The 16,020-nt window shown below is 71.9% G+C and carries 16 protein-coding genes; 11 read left to right on the top strand and 5 right to left on the bottom strand.

What is annotated here, in order from left to right; translation table 11 throughout:
- Nucleotides 1-69 precede the first annotated feature (69 nt).
- Complete coding sequence (locus AB0M82_RS17955) at nucleotides 70-807, top strand: 3-oxoacyl-ACP reductase family protein (protein ID WP_364722776.1); 738 nt, start codon at nucleotides 70-72, stop codon at nucleotides 805-807.
- On the opposite strand, the gene AB0M82_RS17950 is transcribed toward AB0M82_RS17955, so the two are convergent.
- Nucleotides 804-1,541 carry a TetR/AcrR family transcriptional regulator gene (locus AB0M82_RS17950; protein ID WP_364722774.1) on the bottom strand — a complete coding sequence of 246 codons (738 nt, stop codon included), beginning with the start codon at nucleotides 1,539-1,541 and terminating at the stop codon, nucleotides 804-806. The genes AB0M82_RS17955 and AB0M82_RS17950 overlap by 4 nt on opposite strands.
- A gap of 212 nt (nucleotides 1,542-1,753) precedes the next feature.
- Here AB0M82_RS17950 and AB0M82_RS17945 point away from each other — a divergent pair, with 212 nt between their 5' ends.
- From AB0M82_RS17945 to AB0M82_RS17910, 8 genes are all read left to right on the top strand, one after another.
- Entirely contained in the window at nucleotides 1,754-2,281 is a 528-nt protein-coding gene (locus tag AB0M82_RS17945; RefSeq protein WP_364722772.1) for a YbaB/EbfC family nucleoid-associated protein, read from the top strand.
- A 24-nt stretch (nucleotides 2,282-2,305) separates the two neighbouring features.
- Nucleotides 2,306-2,629 (top strand): hypothetical protein, encoded by a 324-nt coding sequence (locus AB0M82_RS17940; protein WP_364722770.1) that lies wholly within the window; start codon nucleotides 2,306-2,308, stop codon nucleotides 2,627-2,629.
- A complete protein-coding gene (locus AB0M82_RS17935) occupies nucleotides 2,622-3,596 on the top strand; it encodes a hypothetical protein (protein WP_364722768.1) in 975 nt (324 codons plus the stop codon). The genes AB0M82_RS17940 and AB0M82_RS17935 overlap by 8 nt, the downstream gene beginning before the upstream one ends.
- Nucleotides 3,597-3,604: 8 nt before the next feature.
- Complete coding sequence (locus tag AB0M82_RS17930) at nucleotides 3,605-4,669, top strand: hypothetical protein (protein ID WP_364722766.1); 1,065 nt, start codon at nucleotides 3,605-3,607, stop codon at nucleotides 4,667-4,669.
- 307 nt (nucleotides 4,670-4,976) lie between these two features.
- Nucleotides 4,977-5,846 (top strand): ribokinase, encoded by an 870-nt coding sequence (locus tag AB0M82_RS17925; protein WP_364722764.1) that lies wholly within the window; start codon nucleotides 4,977-4,979, stop codon nucleotides 5,844-5,846.
- 28 nt (nucleotides 5,847-5,874) lie between these two features.
- Entirely contained in the window at nucleotides 5,875-6,612 is a 738-nt protein-coding gene (locus AB0M82_RS17920) for a hypothetical protein (RefSeq protein WP_364722762.1), read from the top strand.
- A complete protein-coding gene (ptsP, locus tag AB0M82_RS17915) occupies nucleotides 6,605-8,233 on the top strand; it encodes a phosphoenolpyruvate--protein phosphotransferase (RefSeq protein WP_364722760.1) in 1,629 nt (542 codons plus the stop codon). The genes AB0M82_RS17920 and ptsP overlap by 8 nt, the downstream gene beginning before the upstream one ends.
- 293 nt (nucleotides 8,234-8,526) lie before the next feature.
- Nucleotides 8,527-9,942, top strand: coding sequence for an MFS transporter (locus AB0M82_RS17910; RefSeq protein ID WP_364722758.1), 1,416 nt, complete (start codon nucleotides 8,527-8,529; stop codon nucleotides 9,940-9,942).
- Nucleotides 9,943-10,012: 70 nt separating this feature from the next.
- Here the strand turns inward: AB0M82_RS17910 and AB0M82_RS17905 are convergent, their stop codons facing one another.
- A complete protein-coding gene (locus AB0M82_RS17905) occupies nucleotides 10,013-10,675 on the bottom strand; it encodes a DUF1707 domain-containing protein (RefSeq protein ID WP_364722756.1) in 663 nt (220 codons plus the stop codon).
- 92 nt (nucleotides 10,676-10,767) lie between these two features.
- Here AB0M82_RS17905 and AB0M82_RS17900 point away from each other — a divergent pair, with 92 nt between their 5' ends.
- Complete coding sequence (locus AB0M82_RS17900; RefSeq protein WP_364722754.1) at nucleotides 10,768-11,790, top strand: hypothetical protein; 1,023 nt, start codon at nucleotides 10,768-10,770, stop codon at nucleotides 11,788-11,790.
- 3 nt (nucleotides 11,791-11,793) lie between these two features.
- On the opposite strand, the gene AB0M82_RS17895 is transcribed toward AB0M82_RS17900, so the two are convergent.
- Genes AB0M82_RS17895 through AB0M82_RS17885 form a run of 3 tightly spaced genes read right to left on the bottom strand, consistent with a single transcriptional unit; the run spans nucleotide 11,794 to nucleotide 14,779 of the window.
- The gene (locus tag AB0M82_RS17895; RefSeq protein ID WP_364722753.1) at nucleotides 11,794-12,453 is read right to left on the bottom strand and encodes a response regulator transcription factor; all 660 of its coding nucleotides are present in this window, start codon (nucleotides 12,451-12,453) and stop codon (nucleotides 11,794-11,796) included.
- The gene (locus AB0M82_RS17890) at nucleotides 12,450-13,586 is read right to left on the bottom strand and encodes a DUF5931 domain-containing protein (protein ID WP_364722751.1); all 1,137 of its coding nucleotides are present in this window, start codon (nucleotides 13,584-13,586) and stop codon (nucleotides 12,450-12,452) included. Before AB0M82_RS17890 ends, AB0M82_RS17895 begins: the two co-directional genes overlap by 4 nt.
- Nucleotides 13,583-14,779, bottom strand: coding sequence for an AI-2E family transporter (locus tag AB0M82_RS17885; RefSeq protein WP_364722749.1), 1,197 nt, complete (start codon nucleotides 14,777-14,779; stop codon nucleotides 13,583-13,585). Before AB0M82_RS17885 ends, AB0M82_RS17890 begins: the two co-directional genes overlap by 4 nt.
- A 236-nt stretch (nucleotides 14,780-15,015) precedes the next feature.
- Between AB0M82_RS17885 and AB0M82_RS17880 the strand changes: the two genes are divergently transcribed.
- Nucleotides 15,016-15,870, top strand: a complete 855-nt coding sequence (locus AB0M82_RS17880) for a hypothetical protein (protein WP_364722747.1) — start codon at nucleotides 15,016-15,018, stop codon at nucleotides 15,868-15,870.
- The last annotated feature ends 150 nt before the right edge of the window (nucleotides 15,871-16,020 follow it).

The raw sequence follows: 16,020 nt of genomic DNA, 5'->3' as shown, positions 1-16,020 counted from the left end.
GTGCTTCGACGGCGTTCCCGATTTCATTGAGCGGTCAAGGAAATCCGTTCGATCGAAGGAGAACCGGGGATGACCCTCGACGGCAAGGTGGCACTGGTGACGGGCGGCAGCCGCGGCATCGGCGCGGCCACGGCACTGCGGCTCGCCGAGGACGGCGCGGACGTCGCGCTGACGTACCAGCACAACGCCGCGCGGGCGGCCGAGGTGGTCGACAAGATCAAGAACCTCGGCCGCCGCGCGCTGGCGATCCAGGCGGATTCGGCGGACGCGGCCGCGGTGTCGGCGGCCGTGGAAGCGACGGTCGCCGAGTTCGGCGGACTGGACGTCCTGGTGAACAACGCGGGCGTCGGCTTCGTCGGCCCGCTGGAGAACACGGCCATCGAGGACGTCGACCGCGTGCTCGGCGTCAACGTCCGCGGCGTGTTCGCGGTGACGCAGGCGGCGGCCGCGCACCTGGGCGAAGGCGGCCGCGTGATCACGATCGGCAGCTGCGTGACGGACCGCGTGCCGGGGCCCGGCATGGCGCTGTACGCGACCAGCAAGGCGGCGATGGTGGGCCTGACCAAGGCGCTGGCGCGTGAGCTGGGGCCGCGCGGCATCACGGTCAACCTGGTCCACCCGGGTCCGACGGACACGGAGATGAACCCGGCCGACGGCCCGTACGCGGCGGACCAGCGCGCGCTGACGGCGTTCGACCGCTACGGGTCGCCGTCCGAGGTGGCTTCGGCGGTGTCCTACCTGGCCGCGCCGGCCAGCGCGTACGTGACGGCCGCTGTCCTCTCGGTGGACGGCGGCCACGCGGCCTAGCCGCGGTCGAGCCCGATCTCGCGCGCCAGGTCGATGAGCATCGCCTCGAAGAGGACGTCCGGCTTGGACATCGGGATCGGGTAGTTGCCGAAGACCTCGAGCGTGACGTGCCCGTAGAGCCGGGCCCAGAACTGGATCATCAGGTACGTCACGCCGAGGTCGATCTTCTCGACCGGCACGTCCTGGTCGGACTCGGCGAGCACGGTGATGAGCGATTCCTGGAACGTCTGGAGGTCGTCTCGCAGCTCGTCGGGGACGCCGCTGGCGGACGGGAGCACGATGTCGGTCCGCGCGAGCACCCGCCCGGCAGCGGCCAGGAAGATGCGTCCGAAGGGCTCGTCGACCCGGCTCAGCGCGGAGCCGGCGGCGGACCCGACCCCGCCGGTCGGCGACGCGAAGACCAGCGTGAATTCTTTCGTGTGGGTGAGCGCCCACCGCCGGAAGCCCTTGCAGATGGCGAACAGCCGCAGCATCCCGTCGTCCGGCAGCTCGGCGATCTCCTCGGTGAGCTCGTCGGCCAGGTCGGCGCAGACGTCCAGCCGCAGGTTCTCGACCAGGTCGTCCCGCGATTCGTAGTACCGGTAGAGCGCGGGCGCGGTGATCCCCAGTTCCCGCGCGATGGCACGCAGGGTGACCGCCTCGGGCCCCTGCTCGACGAGCAGTTTCCGGGCGGTCCGCCGGATGTCCTGTTCGGTAGCCGCACGCGCGCGACCCCTCCGCGTGGGGTGGCTCATCCGAACAGTCTAGGTGGTCACTACGACAAGTTTTGCATTTACGCGATCTCCGCCGTAACGAAAGGCGCAGCTCAGGCCCTTGCCTTGAGGTTTGGTCACGCCGCTTCGACCGCAGGGTCTTCGTCACACCGAGCGGAACCAGCCGCGACTGTCGGTGCCGTGTGCCACACTCGGTCGCCGTACGGCTACTGACGTGAACGGGGGAGGTTCGCGTGACGAACCCTGAGCAGCTGCTCGCCGGCTTCGAGGCCAAGATTGCCGAGGCCAGGCAGAAGGCCGACCGCATGCAGGCGGAGATGGCGGCGGTCTCCGTGTCCGAACGCAGCCAGGACGGTCAGATCGCGGTCAAGGTCAACCACCTCGGCAACCTCGTCGACCTGGAGATCGGGCACTCGGTCCGGGAGAAGCCGAACCTCGCCGACGAGATCCTGCGGACCGTCCGGCGCGCGCAGAGCAAGCTGGCCGGCGCGGTGCAGACCGGGATGCCGTCGATCGTCGGCACCGAGACCATGACCGAGCTGGTCGGTCAGCTGCAACGGGAGTACCCGGAGCCCGAGCCGCAGGGCTTCGTCGAAGGCGGGCCCGCGGCACCCACCGACGGGTCCCGCTTCCTCACGGAGGAGGAACCCCCGCCTCCGCCGAAACCGGCGGCGCCCAAGCCGCCCGCCGCGCCGCCGCGCCGCCCGCCGGAAGCCGGCGCCGACGACGACTACTTCAGCGACGGCGACTACCTGCGCTGACCAGGCGAACGAGGAGGGAATGCCGTGAACAACCCGCAGCCGGACATCCGGATCGAACCGGCGCAGTTGCTGTCCCACGCGAAGACGCTGGAGCCGCTCGTCGAGCGGTTCGCGAAGGCGCTGGACGCGGCGGGCCAGGTCGTCGACCCGATGGCTTTCGGTCTCATCGGCCAGGCCGGTGGTCTCGGCGCGCTGTGCGGTGTCGCGCAGACGTTGGGCAGCGACTCCATCGGCCACGCGAAGAACGTGGCCCAGGAGCAGATCGACCGCGTCCGCGCCTGGTCGCAGCACGTCGACTGGCGCGAGCAGGACGTCAAGGCGAGCCTGGACGGGCTCCACGTTGACTGAGAACGCTCTGGTGACGGCGGCCAAGAAGAAGGTCGACGAAGGATCTTCGGCGCTCGAAGGCGCCGGCATGGCGCAGGACTTCTGGGACGCGGCGACCAAGGCGGCCGACGGCGACTGGACCGAGGGCCTGCTCAACCTCGGCTTCGGCGTCGCCGGGGTGGCGGAGTTCCTCCAGGACCCCATCGCGGGCCTGGCCAGCATGGGCCTCGGCTGGCTGATCGAGCACGTCGAGTTCCTGCGCGCACCCCTCGACTGGGTGACCGGCAACCAGGAACAGCTCGAAGTCATGCAGGAGACCTGGGCCAACATCAGCGACGAAATCGACGGTGTGGCCAAGGACCTCACCGAGGCGGTCAAGGCGGACAGCGCCGAATGGAAGGGCGAAGGCGCGGACGCCTACCGCGCGTTCGCCGCCGAGCTCGGCGACATGTACTCCGGCGTCGCCGGTGGCGCGAAAGCCATTTCCGTCCTCATCGAGGTCTGCAAGAGCATCCTGAACGTCGTGCGCAGCGTGCTCCGGGATCTGCTCACCGAGTGCATCGGCAAGCTGATCAGCATCCTCGCGCGCTACCCGGGCCCGGCGGCGCCCGCCGGCTTTGCCGGTGAAGGCACGGTCGAGATCGTCTCGACCGGCGAGCGCATGCTGGAGTGGCTGCGGAAACTCATGCGCGCCTTCGCGAAGGGCGTCAAGAAGTTCGACGACCTGAGCGGGCTGTTCCGGATCGTCGGACAGAAACTGCTCGCAGCGTTGAAGGACGCCGCCCACGCGGCCCCGGGCATCTTCAAGGACGGGCTCAAGGACCTGCCCAAGGCGCTCGGCGAAGAAGCGGGCAAAGAAGCCGGGAAGAAGACCGCGGGCGCCTACGACGAGGTCGACAAGGAGTACCGCAAGAACCACTACAACGAGAAACAGCCCGAACCGGTCTTCCGGCATCAGGGCGCCCAGCGCATTTCCGGGTCGATCTAGCCGCTGTGGTGTCGACGACTCCGAACGGGCGGGAGCAGGCCGCGGTCCAGGTCCGGCTGCCGATCCACAATCCGCCGGGTGACCTGAAGCTGGCGACCGGGTGCGTGATCTTCATCGGGATCGTGCTCACGGTTTCGGCCGGTCTCCTGCTGTGGTTGCGCCGCGACGATCCGGTGGCCCACGTGGTGACGCCCGGGCTCGCCTTGCTGGCGGTGGGGTGCTTCTGCGTAAGGCCGATCCTCGGGCGTTACCTCCGTCGCCACGGCGCGCTGGTGCGGGTCCGGGTCGAGTTCGGCCCCGACGGGTTCGGCCAGCCGCTCGAAGACGAGACCACCCTGGTCCTGCCGTGGGCCGAGGTGCGTGGCTTCGTCTTCCGCGAGGGCCAACCCGCTGACCGGGTCGCCCTCGCCGTTTCCCTGGTGGACGAGGCGGCTGTCCGATACCTGGCGCCGGGTCTCCGGCACGAATCCGAGGACGGCTACATCCTGTCGTCGGCCATGGCTCGGGAGGAGGCCGAGAAGGCCGCGGCGGCGATCGAGCGGTACCGGCCGGGGCTCAGGCGCTGGACCTCGAAGAACGTCCGGCGCGGCGGCTTCGGCTTGCCGCATCCGGTGAAGCCGCTGATCCGGCGTTGGCGCGCCACCGAGCCCCGATCGGTCGTCGGCGCCGATCAGGCGTCCGCCGGCCGCAAGTTCTTCCTGTGGGCGGGCTGGCTGGCCGTCGTCGCCGACTTCACCGCGCCGGCCTTCTACGACATCCCGCCGGGGATTCCGCTGCCGGTCGCCGTGGTCATCTGGGTGCTGCTCTACCGGACGCGTTATCGGGGTGACCTCGGAGAATTCGTCCTGACGGCCGCCGTGATCACCTGGCGACCACGGGAGGGCGCGCCGGTCGTGGTGCGGCGAGCCGACCTCGCGCGGCTGACGACCGAGCCACCGACGAAGAGCGCCACCCGGCACTACGTCACCCTTCGCGCGATTTCCCGCGACGGTGACGAGCTCTTGGTCAAGAAGATCTCCCGGCCCGCGGCCGAACGCGTGACACAGGCGGCCGCGGTGGAGACGGTTGGCTGACCCTCGGGCGGGGCGCCGCCGACGCCGATCACTCGGGGGGCTACGTGATCGGCGCCGACGACATGATGCCCTGCCCGGCTTTCGCCGGTGGGGGCACCGTCACCGCGTTGCCGCGACGACGCACCTGGAGAGCGGGACCGGTCCGCGAAGTGACGGCCGAGGGACAAACATCCCCCGATCGAGTGGCGGGGTTCCGCTGCACGCCTGATTGTCGCACTCCGCCCCGGATAAGTTACAAAAACCTTCACTTTCCTCTTCCGCGCCGGTGCTGACCTGGTCCGAACGGGTTTCGTGGCACAGTGCGGGGATGAACTCTGACGTGCTCGTTGTGGGATCCGCCAATGCCGACCTCGTGGTCGCGGTGGATCGGCGGCCGGCGGGTGGGGAGACGGTGCTGGGCGGCGACACCGTGCTTTCGCCGGGTGGCAAGGGAGCCAACACGGCGGTCGCGGCGGGCCGGCTCGGGGCGGACGTCGCGCTGCTCGGCGCCGTCGGCGACGATCCCTACGGCAGGCTGCTGCTCGATTCGCTCCGCGCCGCGGGCGTCGACACCGGACTCGTGCGGACCAGCGACCGGCCGACCGGCATTGCCTACATCACCGTCACCCCGGACGGCGAGAACTCGATCCTGGTCTCCCCCGGCGCCAATTCGAGTCTGGAGCCCGCCGACGTCGACGCCGTCTTCGACGGGGTGGAGGTCATGGTCGTCTCGCTCGAGGTGCCGCTGCCGACCGTCGAGCACGCCGTGGCGCGGGCCGCCGAAAAGAGCGTCAAGGTGCTGCTGAACCTGTCCCCGGCGGCGAAGCTTTCGCCGGAGACGCTGGCCAAGCTCGACGTCCTGCTGGTCAACGAGCACGAGGCCGCCTGGCTGACCGGGCCCGGCGCGGACTTCCGGAACCTGCTCGACCTCGGGCCGCGCGCCGCCGTCGTCACGCTCGGCGCGGCCGGTGCCGTCGTCGTGGAGGCCGGCGAGGTCACCGAGGTCGCGTCGCCGAAGGTCGAGGCCGTGGACACCACCGGGGCCGGTGACGCCTTCGCGGGCGCGCTCGCGGCGTCGCTCGCCGACGGCGCCGACCTGGTCTCCGCGGCGAAGCGCGCGGTGCGCGTCGCGGCCTTCAGCGTGACGCGGCACGGAGCTCAGCCGTCCTACCCGACCGCCGCCGAGCTGGGGGAATGATCATCCCGAAGCCCGTGTTGCCCCTCACATGGGCGATTCGTTCGGTTCGGCCTGGTGGCGCGGCTACGCCGCTCAGCTGAGGGCGCTCGCGGAGGCGCGCCGGCCCGACCACCTCGCGATCATGCCGCTCGGCGAAACCCTGCAGGCGCTCGGCAAGCAGACCGAGGTCGACGAGGGTGTGCACGACGTGCCGCTGGAGGGCGTCGTCGGCACGGTCGCCCGCGCCGGGGACTTCGACCGCGAGTTCCGGCCACGCAACCGCGCGCTGCGCGACCGCTGGGAGCACCTCACGCGGACGTCGGCGGACCTCCCGCCGGTGCGGCTCGTGCGGCTCTCGGAAATGTTCTTCGTCGAGGACGGTCACCACCGCGTCGCCATCGCACGCGCCCGGGGTGCCCGGACCGTCCGCGCGCGGGTCCGGTGGATCAGCACGGTGGCCTGCGCGCTGCGCTGCCTGACCCTCGCCGACCTGCCGTCGAAGACCGCCGAGCGGATGTTCCTCGAGCGCGTCCCGCTGCCGGACGACGTCCGCCTCGGTCTGTGGCTCGACGATCCGGCCGACTGGTTCCGGCTCGCCGACTCCGCCGAGGCCTGGGGATTCCGCCGTATGCTGGCCGGACGGCCGGTGCGCAGCCGGGACGAACTGGCCGAAGCCTGGTGGCGCGAGGAGGTCCGGCCGGTGCTCGAGCAGGTACGTCGACGTGGTTTGTGCCCGCCACCACGAGATATCCAGGCCTATCTGAGCTATGGTCTAGACCATGCCTGAGTCATTGTCCGGGGTCGCCGTCAGCCCCGGCCGCGCGAGTGGTCCTGTCGTCCGCGTCGCGGAGCCGCTTGGCGAGCCCGCCGCCACCCCGGCTCCCGCCGATCCCGCCGCCGAAGCCGCCCGGATCGCGCCCGCGGCCGCGATCGTCGCCGGACGCCTGGAGAAACAGGCCGAGACCGCCGCGGGAGAGGCGGCGACGATCCTCATCACCACCGCGGCGATGGCGGCCGACCCGGCCCTCGCGGCGCAGGCGGAACAGCTGGTGAAGACGCAGAACCTGCCCGCCGCGCGAGCCGTCTACCAGGCCGCCGAAGGCTTCGCCGAAGCGCTGGCCGCCGCGGGCGGGTACATGGCGGAGCGCGTCCGCGACGTGCGCGACGTCCGCGACCGGCTGATCGCCGAACTGCTCGGCATCGCGCCGCCGGGGGTGCCCGAGCTGACGTCGCCGAGCGTGCTGGTCGCCCGCGACCTCGCGCCGGCCGACACCGCGGGGCTCGACCCGGCCAAGGTGCTCGCCCTGGTCACCGAAGAAGGCGGTCCGACCAGCCACACCGCGATCCTGGCCCGCGCGCTCGGCATCCCGGCCGTCGTCGCGGTCCGCGGCCTGCTGGCGCTGGACGCGCAAGCGCTTGCGGTCGACGGCGACACCGGTCTCGTCGAGATCGCCGACCCGGCCGCTCCGGTCGTCACGGCGACGATCGCGCGGCGGGCCGAGTGGAACGGCACCGGCGCGACGTCGGACGGCCACCGCGTGAAGGTCTACGGCAACGTCGGCTCCCCGGCCGACGCGCAGGCCGCGGCCGACGCGGGCGCTGAGGGCGTCGGTCTCTTCCGCACCGAGTTCTGCTACCTGGACGCTCCGGCCGAACCGTCGGTGGCCGACCAGCGCGCGGCGTACACCGCGGTGCTTTCGCCGTTCCGCGGCAAGCCGGTGATCGTGCGGACCCTGGACGCGGGCGCCGACAAGCCGCTGGCCTTCCTTTCGCCGGAGACGGAGCCGAACCCGGCACTCGGCGTCCGCGGGCTGCGGGTGGCGTTCGACCGCCCGGAGGTGCTGGACCGCCAGCTCGAGGCCATCGCCGGCGCGGCGGCGGATTCGGGCGCCGAGGTTTCGGTGATGGCCCCGATGGTCGCGACGGCCGACGAGGCCGCCTGGTTCGCCGACCGCGTCCGCGCGGCGGGCATCGCCAGGGCCGGCGTGATGATCGAGATCCCGGCGGCGGCGCTGAGCGCCCGCGAGATCCTCGGCGTCGTCGACTTCGTCTCGGTGGGCACGAACGACCTGGCCCAGTACACGTTCGCGGCGGACCGCCAGCTGGGCGCGGTCGCGAAGCTCAACGACCCGTGGCAGCCGGCGCTGCTGCGCCTGCTCAAGCTGATCGGCGACGCGGCGAAGGCCACCGGCAAGCCGGCCGGCGTCTGCGGCGAGGCGGCCGCGGACCCCCGGCTGGCCCTGGTCCTCGCCGGTTTGGGACTGACGAGCCTGTCGATGAACGCCCCGGCGGTCCGCACGGTGGGCGCGAGCCTGGCCACCGCCACCCTCGCCGAGTGCGAAGCACTGGCGGAAGCGGCCTTGGCGACGTCGGACCCGGTGGCCGCCCGCGCGGCGGCCCGCCCCTGACCCGGCTGGCCTCGGCCTGACAGATTCCTGGGGGCGCCCCCCCACTTTCAGTCTATCGGTGATCACCGGCGGTGCTGACTTGTGCGAGCCTGGAGGGGCGCAGTTGTCCACATTGAACGAGGGGTGTGGACAACCTGTCGTTGGTCCGTGAAGGCCGCCTTGAGGAGCTCAGATTCCCTCAGGGCGGCCTTCCCGGCTTTCCGCCCGAAATTTCCGGCACCGGCTGTCGATCCTGACGGTGGCCGCTCGACGAAGAGGTGAGGAGCACCGAACCCCGTCGAGAGGACGCCGTCATGACCGCCACCATCACCGCCGAGACGCCGACGCAGGCGCCGACATCGGCGTCGGCTCCGGTCGAAGCGCCGAGGGCCGGGCGTCGGGAGTGGATCGGCCTGGCCGTGCTGGCCCTGCCGACCCTGCTCGTCTCGCTGGACGTCTTCGTCCTCGTTCTCGCCCTCCCGAAGCTCGCCGTCAGCCTGCACGCCGACGGCACCCAGCAGCTGTGGATCATGGACACCTACGGCTTCATGGTCGCCGGGTTCATGGTCACCATGGGGACCCTCGGCGACCGGATCGGGCGGCGGAAGCTGCTGCTCGCCGGGGCCGCCGCCTTCGGGGTCGCCTCCGTCGTCGCCGCCTTCTCCGCCAGCGCCGTCATGCTGATCGCCGCGCGGGCCGCGCTCGGGATCGCCGGGGCGACGCTGGCGCCGTCCACCCTCGCCCTGATCGGCACCATGTTCGAGAACCCGCGGCAGCGCGCCGAAGCGATCGGGATCTGGGCCGGCTGCTTCACCGTCGGCGCGATCGTCGGCCCGATGGTGGGCGGCTTCATGCTCGAACACTTCTGGTGGGGTTCGGTCTTCCTCCTCGGCGTCCCGGCCATGGTCCTGCTGCTGGTCATCGGCCCGAAGCTGCTGCCCGAGCACCGCGACGAAACCGCCGGCCGCCTCGACCTGCCGAGCGTCGCCCTCTCCCTCGCCGCGATCCTGCCCGCCGTCTACGGCGTCAAGGAACTCGCTCGTGACGGCGTCCACTTCGTGCCGGTCGCCGCGCTCGTCACCGGCCTTGCCGTCGGGTACGTCTTCGTGAAGCGGCAGCGCGCCCTCGCCGACCCGCTGGTCGACCTGAGCCTGTTCGCCGCGAAGGCGTTCCGCACCACGCTCGGCGGGATGCTCCTGTTCAGCATGCTCGGCGGCACGACGATGCTGTTCGTCGCCCAGTTCTTCCAGGTCGCGCAGCAGCTCTCGCCGGTCGGCGCCGCGCTCGGCCTGCTGCCGGGGATGGCCGCCTCGACCGTCAGCTTCCTCGCCGCGCCGGTCCTCGCCCGCCACTGCCGGCCGGGTGCGCTGATCGCGGGCGGTGTCGTCCTCGCCGCGGCCGGCATGGTCGTCCTCACCTTCGTCGAACCCTCGGCCGGGCCGGTGTGGCCGGCGCTCGGGTTCGCTGTGACGGCGCTGGGCGTCGGCCCGATGGTCGCGCTGGGCACCGACCTCGTCATCGGTTCGGTCCCGCCGCGCAAGGCGGGCGCCGCCGCGTCGCTGGCCCAGACCGTCAACGAGTTCGGCTACGCGCTCGGCCTCGCGACTGTCGGCACGCTGGGCAACGCCGTCGTCCGCGCCCACGGCTTCGCCGCCGGCCTGCACGTCGTCGCCGGACTCGCCGCCGTCGCGTTCGCCGTGCTCGTCTGGTCGGTCCGGCGGAACCTCTGACGGCGAAGGCCTCCCCACCCGATGCCTGGGTGGGGAGGCCTTCTTGACGCCGGGGGCAGAGGGGCCCCGGCTAGCCGAACAACCCCCGTCGGGGATGCCGGATGACCAGCGAACCGCCGTGCACCCGGCCGCTCAGCACGTACCGCGGGTTCCCCATCCGCCCGTTGCTGTGCGTCTTGTCCTCCATCGCGCCGAACTTGACGTCGGTGATCGCGTTGACGTCGATCGCGGCGTGCTCCGGGATGATGATCTCGACCGAGCCCCACTTGGCGTCCAGCTCGATGTGCACCACCGGCGACTGCACCTGGGCCTCGGTGAAGTCCAGCTTGGTCGAGCCGTACTTGTTGCGCACGACCATCTCCGGCGGCACCACCCACGGCCCGCCGCGGTGCAGCGACGAGTACTTCGCGTTGAGCTCGACACGCCGTCCGGGCGCGAAGCCGTCGTAGCCCGCCGGAGGCGCGTATGCCGGGGCAGCGGCGAGGGCCGCGGCCGGGTGGTAGAGACCGGCGAGGTCGGCCAGCACGGCGTTCAGCTCGCCTCGGGTCTTCGACGCGAGCGCGCGGTCGGTGCGCTCGGTGAACTCGTCGAGGTCGATCATGCCGCGACCGATAGCCTTCTGGAGCACGCCGACGACGTGCTCGCGCTCGTCGTCGGAGACGCGAAGATCGCGCTCGCTCAACGGCTTGGTTTCGGTCACCGGTTCCGCCGTCGTGGTCTCTTCCTCGCCCATGACATGATGGTAGAACCGTATTTCGCCAGGGAGATCGGGGGAAAACCCTGAACGGACCCGTAATCCGCGGCGCCGTTCTCGGCGCGGCGCTCGTGCTGCTGTCCGGGTGCACCGGCGGAGATCCCGGCCCGCCGCCGCCGTCGGCCACCACGACGCCGTCCACCGCGCCGACCCCGCTGGAAGGTCTGACGGGTGTCCAGACGACCGGTGGCATCGGCGTGACGGCGCTGCTCCCCACCACCGGCCCCACGCTCTTCGACGCCGACCGAGGACCGGCGGCCACGCCGCCCGGGTACCCCGGCCTGGGGCTGGCCGTCCTGCGCGTCGGCACGCACGCGGTCTTCACCGCCTACTCCCGCGACCCCGAAAACGAGGAACCGGCCGAAATCCTCGCGTACACCGGCCCGTCGAGTCCGCCGCGTTCCCTCGGTCGCGGCTGGTCGGTGGCGCCCGCCGCCGACGGCGAGAGCGTGTGGCTGATCCGGCAGGACGCGCCGGACAGCTGCCGCCTCCAGCACGTCTCGCTCGCCGGTGCCGAGCTGGGCCGTGGCCAGTCCGCCAGCTGCCACACCAGCGTCCGTGCCGAAATCCGGCAGGGCCTGCTGATCACCATCAACGCCGGCGCCGCCGAGTCGACGGACGCGCTGATCGACCCGGAGACCGGTCGCACCGTCCGCCAGCACCCGCGGATCCTCGGCGCCACCGACGACTGGCTGCTGCTCGACGGCTTCACCGATCTCAGCCTGCTCGACCTGCGCGACGGCAGCCGCAAGCCACTCACCCGGCCGGTGACCGGCGGCCCACCGGCCGTCGTTCCGTCGCGCGACGGCGGCATCTTCGCCGTCGACTTCTTCAACCCGTCCTACCGCGGCCCGCAGCAGACCCGGGACATCTGGTTGCTCCGTCCGGACACGCAGACCTGGGAACACGCGCCGGGGATGCCGTTCATCACCGAGCACCTGAAGTCCGCGGGGGGTTTCGACTGGTCCGACGTCGGAGACCTGGTGCTCGCCGACGGCGTCCTCGCGGGCTGGCACCCGGGCGAACCGGCTTGGCGGCTGGGCAAGGCCGCGGTGCCGACCGGTCAGTGGAACGGCATCGCGGTCCTCCCCTGAGGGTCACTCCTCGTCGAGGCCGTGTTCGATCGCGTACCTGGCCAGCTCGACGCGGTTGTGCAGCTGCAGTTTCCGCAGCGTCGACTGCACGTGGTTCTCGACCGTGCGGTGCGACAGCACGAGCCGCTCGGCGATCTGCCGCGCGGTCAGCCCCTTCGCGACCAGCCGCAGGACGTCGGTTTCGCGCTCGGTCAGCCGGGGCGGCTCGGCACCTCCCGCGGGGGCGTCGGCCATCCGCCGGTACTCGCCGAGCACCAGCCCGGCCAGTCCCGCGGTGAACACCGGGTCGCCGGCGGCGGTCCGGTGCACGGCGTCCACGAGTTCCGCCGCGGACGCCGACTTGACGAGGTAGCCGGACGCGCCGGCCTTCACGGCCTCCAGGACGTCCTTGTGCTCGCCGCTCGCGGACAGCACCAGCACCTTCGTCGACGGCAGCGCCGCGGTGATCTCGCGGGTGGCGTCCACGCCCGAGGTGCTGCCGAGGTTGAGGTCCATCAGCACGACGTCCGGCCGCACGGTGCGCGCGATCCGCAGCGCCGCGTCGGCGTCGGGCGCGGTGGCCCGCACGTCGAAGCCGTGCTCGGTCAGGTCACGGGCCACCCCGTCGCGCCAGATCGGGTGGTCGTCGACCACCATCACGGAAATCAGCGGTTCGTCGCTCATCTCGCCCCCCTCGTGCTCGGCACCCTGACCTCCCACTCCGTGCCCCGCCCGGGCCCGGTGTCGAGGGTCGCGCTCCCGCCGAGGTCGCGGACCCTCCCCCGGATGGATTCCACCACGCCGAGGTGTCCTTCCGCGGCCGCTCGCTCGAGGACGCCGTCAGGGATGCCGGGGCCGTCGTCGCGGACGCTGACCACGACCTCGTTGCCGAGGTCCTCCAGGAGCACCCACGCGTGCGCTTCGGGGCCTGCGTGCTTTTCGACGTTCGCCAGCGCTTCGCGGGTCACGGCGACCAGTTCGTCGGTGACGTGCGCCGGCAGCCCGACGTCGTCCGCCGGGGTCGAGACCTGCACCGACGTCGTCGCGAGCAGCTGCAACGCGGCGCGCAGGCTCGTCGTGCCGCTGTCGTCCGGCTTCGGCGGCTCGGTCGTCACCAGCGACCGCAGCGCGATCTCCTGCTCGCCGGCCAGCCGGGCCAGCTCGGCCGCTTCGCCGCCGACCTCGTTGCCGCGCTTGCGGACCCGCGCCAGCACCTGCAGCACGCTGTCGTGGATCGACCGGGCCAGCCGCTCCCGCTCGGCCGTCGCCGCTTCCTTCCGCAACGCCTGCTCCAGCCGCGCCGCGGACCGCCGTCCCATGGTCGCGGCCATGCCGACCAGCAGCCCGGCGGCGGCGAGCAGGACGCCGTCGCGGGCGACGTCGAGGTCGAACTTCTCCCGCGCCAGCCCGGTCGCCACGCCGACCACCAGCCCGGCGAGCACTCCGCCGGCCGCGCCGAACCGCGCGCCGGCGGCGACCGGCGGCACGGCCGCCCAGACCGTGGTGATGAGCGGGACGTTCAGCGCGAACTGCGCGTCGCTGAGCACCCACGGCGAAGTCAGCAGCAACGCCGTCGTCAGCACCAGGTCGAAGACGACCAGCGCCGGCGGCCGCGTCCGCTCGCGGAGGTAGAGGAAACTGCTCACGACCGACCACGCGGCCATCACGCCGAGGACCGTCCACGCCAGCCATTCCCGCTGGTAGTGACCGTTCTGGACGATCACGGTGGCGCAGGCGAACAGCCAGGTGAGCACGCGGAACGCGAGCACGCCACGCCACATCGGCGTGATCGGGTCGGGCGTCCGCGCGGTGGTCATTCGTCTTCGCCGCGCGTGGCGATCTCCGCCTGGCCGGTGCCCGGCTCGGCGTCGTTCGGCTGCGCGGCCTGGTCCTTGAGGACGTCCACCTCGGCCGGGTCCGGGTCGGTCTCGTGCAGCAGCGACCGGACGCCGGCGTTCAGCACCGCCAGCAGCGGCACGGCCAGCAGGGCGCCGGCGATCCCGGCGCCGACCAGGCCGGCGGTGATGGCGAGCACCACCGCGAGCGGGTGCAGCTTCACCGCGCGGCCCAGCAGCAGCGGCTGCAGGACGTGGCTCTCCAGCTGCATCACGCCGATCACGATGGCCAGCACGATCACCGCGCCGATGAAGCCGTTCGTCACCAGGGCGATCAGCACGGCGACGCCGCCGGTGAGGACGGCGCCGATGATCGGGATGAACGCGCCGATGAACACCAGCGTCGCCAGGGGGATCACCAGCGGCACGCCCATGATCCACAGCCCGACGCCGATGCCGACGGCGTCGACCACGGCGACCGCTGCCGTCGCCCGCACGTAGCTGACCAGCGACGCGAACCCGCGGCGCCCGGCGACGTCGACCCGGTTGCGGACCCGCCCCGGCACGCCGCGGACCAGGAACGTCCAGATGCCCTCGCCGCCGCTGAGGAAGAAGATCGTGATGAACAGGGTCAGCAGGAACCCGGTGAGGATCTCGCCGACGGTGCTCGCCGTGGTCAGCGCGGTCGTGGTGATCGACGCCTGGTTGTTCTGGATGAACCCGATCGCCTGGTTGATGAAGTCCTGGATCTGCTCCTGGCGCAGGTGCGGCGGCCCGTTGAGCAGCCAGTCCTTGATCTGGTCGAGGCTGTCGTTCAGCTGTTTCTGCAGCTGGGGCAACCCGCTGGAGAACTGCGTGACGACGAAGGTGAGCAGCCCGCCCAGCACCGCGAGCCCGGCGATGAGCACGAGCGCGGTCGCCAGCCCGCGCGGGAACCGCAGCGCCACCAGCTTCTGCACCGCGGGCGCGAGCAACGCGGACAGCAGCAGCGCGATCCCGAGCGGGATCACGACGACGGACAGGTAGCCGAGCACGTGGCCCAGCCCGTACAGCACGGCGGCCACCACGATCACCCGCCACGCGAGCGCCGCGCTGATGCGCAGGCCCCGGGGGATCAGTCCGGTGATGTCCTCGTGCTCCGGCAGGAACGGGTCTTCGCGTCGCGCGTGGCTCACCGGATCACCGTAGCGGCTGGGCCGCCCGATTCGGCCGCTTTCCCGCAGCCGCGTCCGACACACGTGGCTGCCAGGAATGATCACTCATCGTCAGGCTGGACTACACGGTGTGTTCGCCACACGATGGGGGCATCAAGTCGTGTCAGGGATGCGCCGGGCGCCGCGGGTTTGGTTAGGTCGCTTCCGCACCGGCAAGTGGCCGGATCGATCACGGAACAAGCACGAGGAGACAACGAGTGGCGAACACCGCGGCGAACGAGGGGCAGGGCGCGACGCGCTCCCGCCGTCTCGTGACGCGTGCGCTGCTCGTCCTCGGTGGCGCGCTGGCCGGCACCGCCGCCGCGTGGCTCGTCTCCTCCGCCACCGCGTCCGCCGACACCGTCGAGGTGGGTACCTCTTCCCTCCTGCCGGTGAGCGAGGCGCCCGCCGGTGGCCTCGGCGACGTGCACCACGGTGTGGCCGGCTTGTCGGGTGCCGCCACGACGTGGAGCGGCCTGACCGCCGCCGTCGTCAGCCCGGCGGAGCGCACCCTCGGCGCGTTCGAGCACATCGCGCGCAAGTCGGAAGACACCCGCCAGATCATCGCGAAGACCATCGCCCCCGAGCCGGCCAAGGACTTCGGCCACCAGGTGTGGCAGCTGCTCGACCCGATCCAGCACGGCGACCTGGTTCCGCTCCCCGACCTTCCGGGGCTCGCCCCGGTCCGGCAGGAGCCGGTGACCGCGGGCGCCGGCCAGACCACGGACACGGTCGCCGTCTCGACCGTCCAGCTCCCCGCCGCGTCGCGAGCAGCGCTCGCGATGCCGACGGGTGTCCAGCACGACGACGGCACCGGTGCCGCGGGCCAGCCCCGCGACGGGCACCGTGACCTGCCGTCGCCGCTGGTTCCGGCGCAGCTTCCGGTCGCGCCGGCTGTTCCCACGGCCCCGGGTGGCTCCTCCGCCCCCGGTGGTCACCTTGACGGCCTGAACTTCGGCGTCCCCTCGTGGGTCTCCGCTGCCGTCAGCGACGCCGCCGCCGGCGCTTACCGCGGCGGCCTGCGGCACACGCCGCGCACCCCGGGCACGCAGCCCGGCGTCACTCCTGACTGAACACCTCCCACCGCGGGTCGCTGACGCACCCAAGTCCGTCTTCATTTGACGGCTCCGCGTCCGCGTATCCCGTGAGACGGCGGTGCGCTCTCTTGCGCCCGCATGAAGTTCCTTCCCCCTCGGTGCGTCTCGGACCCTGTTTCGAATTCG

The organism is Amycolatopsis sp. NPDC051128 (genome assembly GCF_040682715.1).
In the GTDB taxonomy this organism is placed as follows: domain Bacteria; phylum Actinomycetota; class Actinomycetes; order Mycobacteriales; family Pseudonocardiaceae; genus Amycolatopsis.
This window is presented reverse-complemented; position numbering and strand designations above follow the sequence as displayed.

Excerpts from the sequence above, each read along its gene's own strand:
- AB0M82_RS17955 (WP_364722776.1), top strand. The coding sequence starts at position 70 with ATGACCCTCGACGGCAAGGTGGCACTGGTGACGGGCGGCAGCCGCGGC.
- AB0M82_RS17950 (WP_364722774.1), bottom strand. The coding sequence starts at position 1,541 with ATGAGCCACCCCACGCGGAGGGGTCGCGCGCGTGCGGCTACCGAACAG.
- AB0M82_RS17925 (WP_364722764.1), top strand. The coding sequence starts at position 4,977 with ATGAACTCTGACGTGCTCGTTGTGGGATCCGCCAATGCCGACCTCGTG.
- AB0M82_RS17920 (WP_364722762.1), top strand. The coding sequence starts at position 5,875 with ATGGGCGATTCGTTCGGTTCGGCCTGGTGGCGCGGCTACGCCGCTCAG.
- ptsP (WP_364722760.1), top strand. The coding sequence starts at position 6,605 with ATGCCTGAGTCATTGTCCGGGGTCGCCGTCAGCCCCGGCCGCGCGAGT.
- AB0M82_RS17910 (WP_364722758.1), top strand. The coding sequence starts at position 8,527 with ATGACCGCCACCATCACCGCCGAGACGCCGACGCAGGCGCCGACATCG.
- AB0M82_RS17905 (WP_364722756.1), bottom strand. The coding sequence starts at position 10,675 with ATGGGCGAGGAAGAGACCACGACGGCGGAACCGGTGACCGAAACCAAG.
- AB0M82_RS17895 (WP_364722753.1), bottom strand. The coding sequence starts at position 12,453 with ATGAGCGACGAACCGCTGATTTCCGTGATGGTGGTCGACGACCACCCG.
- AB0M82_RS17890 (WP_364722751.1), bottom strand. The coding sequence starts at position 13,586 with ATGACCACCGCGCGGACGCCCGACCCGATCACGCCGATGTGGCGTGGC.